Source organism: Romboutsia sp. (assembly GCF_051659545.1).
Lineage (GTDB): Bacteria > Bacillota > Clostridia > Peptostreptococcales > Peptostreptococcaceae > JBOFOR01.
The window spans coordinates 1-6,267 of the sequence record NZ_JBOFOR010000264.1; the positions used below are offsets into that span (position 1 = coordinate 1).

The following is a 6,267-nucleotide window of genomic DNA, read 5'->3' on the forward strand; positions in this document are numbered from 1 at the left end:
GCAAAAGGTATTGTAGTATCTATATTGTCATACTCATCTTTATCATAATAAATATAATTACATATTATATGATTAACATTATTTATATCTGCTACATAAAATAAGTCTTCTATTTCATCTATAAATATATTATCATCATCAAATATTTTTTTATTATTACCTTTTATGAGTTTTGCTTTTGTTTGTTTTTGATACTCTTCTATAGTTAATATTTTTCTCATATTTATTCCTATCTTTTATTTAATATTTAATCTATAGTTAAATACCTCTATGTCTAGAAAATTGACATAGAGGTATTTATACTAACTAATCTTTTTACATTACTCCTAATGCCTTAAATACAGCATCTTCTGGTGATGTATAGAATGAAGTTTGGAACTTTGCAAATAATTCTGGTGGTACAGTTGGTAAGTCAACTGCACTACTCATTGGAAGTATAATCTTTTTAGCTCCTGCATCAAAACATACTTGAAGTACATTTGCAAGTTCTTCTATCTTGTTAATAGTACCTCCTATACTTAGAGAACCTAATATTGCCATTTCACTTTGAACTGGTCTATTCATAGCTCCTGAGCATAACCCTACAAATGCAGCTAATGATAATTCACTAGACATTCCAATTCCACCTACATCTTGGACATGCATCATGTAATCTCTATTCGCTACACTTATAGTGCCACTGATATTTTTACTATTAGCTCTAAAATACTTAAATGCTGTATCTATAGCTTCTTTAGCTTCTCTATCTGAGCTTACTCCTGTTTTTTCAAATTTTCCATTTCCATTTATGACTTCTGTTTCTATTTTATAAGTACCTATCATACCAGATTTACCACGAGCTATAGTGTAAACATGCCCAGCTTTATTCATTCCTTCTGGTATAATCTTACCTCCACCTTGCTCTGGTACTGATATAAATTCCTCACTTAAAGTTTCATTATCTATATAAGAAAACTGTACATCATAGAATTCCATTCCACCAATTTTCTTTAATTGTTCCTTTACTCTTCTTCTACCTACTAAAGCGTATTTTAATACTTCTTCTAAGTCTTCTTTACTATATTCTCCATTAGGATATATAAGCTTCATCATCCCAGATACAGTTTTTCTAACAGCTATAGTATCCCTTTGATTTAAGTTATTTCCTAATTTAAAGTATTTATCTATGCTATCTGAAAAGCTTCTTTTTCTCATTTCTCTCATAAACTCTGCTACATAGTCAGTTATAAAACCATATTCATTTGTAAAGAACTCTGGTCTCATTTTAGGTACTTCCCATCCTGGTAAGTAGTAGTGCATTCTATCGAAGAATGCTGAGTCACTACTCATGGCATCTGGGAATGGATCAAATAAGTGTGATGTTTTTATTAAACTTTCCACGCTTTGATTTATATTTCCTACAAACACCATAGATGCAGAAGCTGCCTTTTCTTCTCTTCCTCTAGCAAAAGATCCTGATGCCATAAAGTCTTTCATTATTTGTATTCCATCTTTGTCTTTGAATGTTATACCTGCTACCTCGTCAAAAGCTACAGTATCCCACATTCCAACTAACCCTATTTGTCTGCTACTCATATTGTAGAATAGGTTAGCAACTGTAGTTTGTCCACCTGATACTAGTATTGAGTTTGGTGATATTTCTTTGTATATATGTGATTTACCAGTACCACGAGGTCCAAGTTCACATAGGTTATAGTTATTCTCTACTAACGGAACCATACGAAGTAACATATGCCACTTTACCTTTTCTTCTAAGTTAGTTGGCTCCATACCTATACTTCTTATAAGTGCATCTATCCACTCTTCTTTTGTAAAGTTTTTTCGCCCTTCCATTATTTCATTTAAATCTAAGTTAGGCATTTGTATAGGATTTAAGCTTGATATGTTAAATGGACTTTCATCTTTTGCATCTTCATCAAAATAATAATCCATTTTTAATATACACCATATACCTCCACCTAGAAGCTTATCATAATCTTTTATATAATGAGGTGCTATTGGAACATTTTTTAATCCTAAATTAGAAAATTCAGCCTCATATTGATCTTTCTTAGCATTTAACTTTACAGTTAACTTATCTATAACAGTATATTTACCTAATTCTCTTATCTTTGATTTTACTTTTTCTGCTTCATCTGGTCTTACAAAATTTTCTGCAAGTATTTTCTTTACTCGCTCCACACCTTCATTTATACTTTCTTCATCATTAGTTGCACAATACATTCCTAGTAAGTATTCTAATACATATACAGGAACATTGGCTCCTTCTTTTATTTTTTTAGTTAAGTCTTTACGAACAACTCTTCCAGCAAAGTGTTCATTTAATTTTTGATTTAAATCTCCCATAATATAAGACACCTACTCCATACTTTATTTATAAATTAAAACCCAAACTCATCTTGTATAGCTATATCTATAACAAACTCGTATCTAGCATACTCATTTTTAATTTCATTATCTTCCACTAACACTAAGTAGTATTTAGCGTTTTTATCGTAATTAATACTCTTTAAAGTAAATCTTTCTTTATAAATTCTCTCTTCCGTATTTGATGATTTGCTATCACCAAATATACTATTTTCATTAGATATTATATTTCCATTACTATCTTCAAAATATGCTTTTAACATTAGAGGTAATTTCTTATCTTCAACTTTATCTTTTTGAAGGAAGTTAATTGTCAATCTTGGTGTAGTTATTTTTCTACTTATTGTAGTCATTTCAATTTCTACTTTTTCATCTACTTTGCCCACACCTCTAGTATTTTTAAACTTAATTACAGGTACTATTATTTCTTGAAGCATGGCTCCACCATGTACATAATTGCTACCAGCACCTTGTTTTGCAAATCTAACTTCTCCTCTAGGTACTGTTACGTACTTATTACTATTGCTTCCTAATATATAATCCATAGAGAATGTTAATGTACCTGGTTGTTCTTCGTAGCTATCAGTTATTGCATATCTTCTTCCATGGGATTCATCACATTCATACTTAATCTTGTGAGTACTATCTAAGTTACCTCTTCTGTATAAGAATCCATGATCACTTGTTATATATATATTAGATCCATTAGCTCTACTTACTATATGACCCACTAATTGATTTAACTCAACAAATGCATCTTCTACAGCATCAAATACTTCTCTTTCCGTAGAAGAATTATCACCTCTTGCATCTATGACATTGTGGTATATGTATATAACCTTCTTACCACTAAACATATTTCTAAAATCAGTAGATGATATATCATTTATATCATTATAAGCTACAGCTATAGAGTCAGGATTTTTAACTTTAAGTATCTTATCCCTATTCTCTGTTCCACTTGCACTTATTCCATCTACATACACATTATTTTTCTCATCTAAACTAATAGATTCATTAGGTAATAAACTAGCCATACCTAGTTTAGTGTAAGATGGTAATACACCTTGTAATGCATCTATTGTAGCTACACCTTTTCTTTGTGTATTTAAGATATCAGTCAATTCTTTTGCACAATCATATCTTAATGCATCTGATATAACTACAAACACCTTCTCATTTTTAGCTACATGTGTCTCCACAAAACTACTGTAGAACATTTTTTGAGGTAAGATTCCTCCCATTTTCCATGAAGTTCCTAATTCTTCTTTTATTGAGCTTGACCATTTTACAGCTAATTCATCTAAATACCAATTAGTATAAATAGATTCTACCTGCTCCATTAAATTATATAATATATCCTTATCCTTTACTTTGTCATAAGCTATATAAAACTTTCTATATGACTTATCTATTAGGTAGTATGCATTTCTATCATCCTTATAATAGCTTTCTATCATATCAATAGGTTTTCTTTGTTTGATATTTTCTATTTCGTCTTTTATTCTAAGTAACTCTATAGCATGTTCTAGAGCATCATAATAATGCTTGTACTCTTTGTACCAATATAGTGACTTTCTATTGTGAATAACACTTAAGTATTTATCAAACTCAGATGCTTCACTTTTGATTATATCTACTAGTTTTCTAATTATGTATTCATCAAAATATCTAAAAGTATCGCACTCTATAAAATCATCTATATCCCATTTACTTATAGTTTTATCTAAGTCTATTGCTTTTTGAACTTTATCTGCTAATTCCTTATAGTATGATGAGTATTCTCTATCGTTCATAAAGTGATTTATAAATATTGTACAGTCTGACTTTTTATTAGATACATAAGCTTTATAATTATTTGGTAACTCTTTATTAGCCTTATCACTAAGATCTGTAAGAGCTAATAGTATCATTAATTTACCTGGTGTTTTTTCTTCTAAATTATATCCATATTTTCTAGATGCTAACTCCCAGAATGCATCCATATTACCAAACTTTTCGATATTCTCTATTTGCTTTTTGTCTTCTGTTAGAGCTTCTTTTAATATTGTTTTAGTTACTTCTTCAAAGTTTGGTATTGGTAACTTACAAAGTGCTGATAATACAGCTACATGCACTAAGTCTTCTGTGTATTCTTCTATGTCGTATTTTTTAAATGCTGCATATCTTTCTTTGCTATTGAAGAATTTTGAGTAATCCTTAAATATATTTCTTAAGGATGCATCTTTTATGTTTAGATCTCTCATCATTACTGTTGTTTTGTCTGTTGAAAATTCTATGCTGTATTTGTATATGTCTAATAGCCAATTATCCCTTGGGTTTGGCTTTTGCATATTAGCATATATTAGTATGTTTGACTGCGTGTCTACTTTTTCTAGTTCGTATCTTATATAAAAATAATTATTTTCATTTAATTTTAGTGTTCTTATGTTTTCTAGATTTAATGTATCTATATCCTCTACAAATTCACCATCTGCATCATACCAAAATACTATATGACGCTTTTTTTCGTGAAGTAGAGGTTCTTTGTATATGTCATTTAAGACTTTTGTTACTTCTTCTAAGTTCATTTCTTCACCTTACTTTCATAATTGTTACTATTATATTATATATCTAGATTATAATTTTATATAGAGTATATAAAAAAAAGCTTGAACTATTTGATTTAGTTCAAGCTTCTGTATTTATCATTTATTTTAGCAATATCTATAGAATTTCTAGTAGTATCCTCTAGCAATGAGTCTTCAAATATTAATTCATAGTTAACTTCATCTATATATTAGAAAAACATATAATATTCTATTACAGACTTCCAAGTAGCTTCCTTCATTTGAACATAGTGTAACCCAAAGTCAATATTATTAATTTTTTTGTAATCACCTGACTATGTAGTGTATTCTTTTTTGTACATTTCATCTGATATTAATACTTATAAACTATATTTTTCAAACATATCCCTATGATGATTTTTCACATTATCTAAATAATCATTTCTAATATGCCTTTCATCTAATATTTTAGAAAAACTTCTTCCATGAGGATCTTGTTTTGCTTCTAAGTCTAACTTTACATTTATAACTTCATTTAAAATTTCGTCCCCTTTGCTTAAAGCGTATACCAACCTTTCCATTTCTGAAGTGCTAACTAAAAATGTATTATTATAATCGTCCTTAACACCATTAATACTTTTAATTATTTCTACTTCTAGTGTTTCTGGTATATAAAGTAATTCATAATGCACTAATAATTTTACTATCGTTTTATTATTCTCATTCTCAATTTTTTGCTCAGTTACTTTTAATTGCTTAAACCCTTTACCAAGTCTATTTAAGTAAGATCTAACTTGTGATGTATCCGGATATATATTCTTAGTAAAAATACTTGCTATTGCAGATTTTTGTTCTATAAGTATAATATATTTATCAGTTTCAACCTTCCAATCACACGTTGAAGATTTATTATCTTCTTGTAATTTTTCAAACTTACTACTATCTAAATAATATTCAAGTACCTCTTGCAAATACTTTTCATAGAATACTCCAAATGTATTTGTAAAATCTTGGCTATCCATTTGCCCATAGTGGTTTCTAACAATCCAATACGATGCATCTATAAGTAAGTTATATAACATATATTGATTTAGTATTAATACTCTACCATTATCAGTCTTTACTATAGGTTTTGTCTTTAAATAATGTTTTTTTAGATTTGAACCTCTATACTCCAGATATCTTGAAGAGTATAATTCTATAACCTTATATAAATTTTCATCGTTTATTATAGGATTAATCTTTGTAAATATCTCTGGTATTCCTAATTTAGTTATATCAGTTTTTGCAGCTCCTATTAATGTTAATATAAATAAAATTTCATTAAATTCTTCACAGCTAAAATCAGTAA

4 protein-coding genes are annotated in these 6,267 nt (G+C 28.7%); all 4 read right to left on the minus strand.

Annotated elements, in window-relative coordinates; translation table 11 throughout:
- Positions 1–221 (minus strand): hypothetical protein (locus ACRC03_RS15360; protein WP_438653470.1); only part of this gene is annotated, 221 nt, incomplete at its 3' end.
- Between the two features lie 94 nt (positions 222–315).
- A complete protein-coding gene (brxL, locus tag ACRC03_RS15365; protein ID WP_438653471.1) occupies positions 316–2,346 on the minus strand; it encodes a protease Lon-related BREX system protein BrxL in 2,031 nt (676 codons plus the stop codon).
- Positions 2,347–2,381: 35 nt separating this feature from the next.
- Positions 2,382–4,937: a BREX-1 system phosphatase PglZ type A gene (gene pglZ / locus ACRC03_RS15370; protein WP_438653472.1), complete on the minus strand. Its 2,556-nt coding sequence runs from the start codon at positions 4,935–4,937 to the stop codon at positions 2,382–2,384.
- 359 nt (positions 4,938–5,296) lie between these two features.
- On the minus strand, positions 5,297–6,267 hold a 971-nt coding region (locus ACRC03_RS15375; protein ID WP_438653473.1), incomplete at its 5' end, for a hypothetical protein.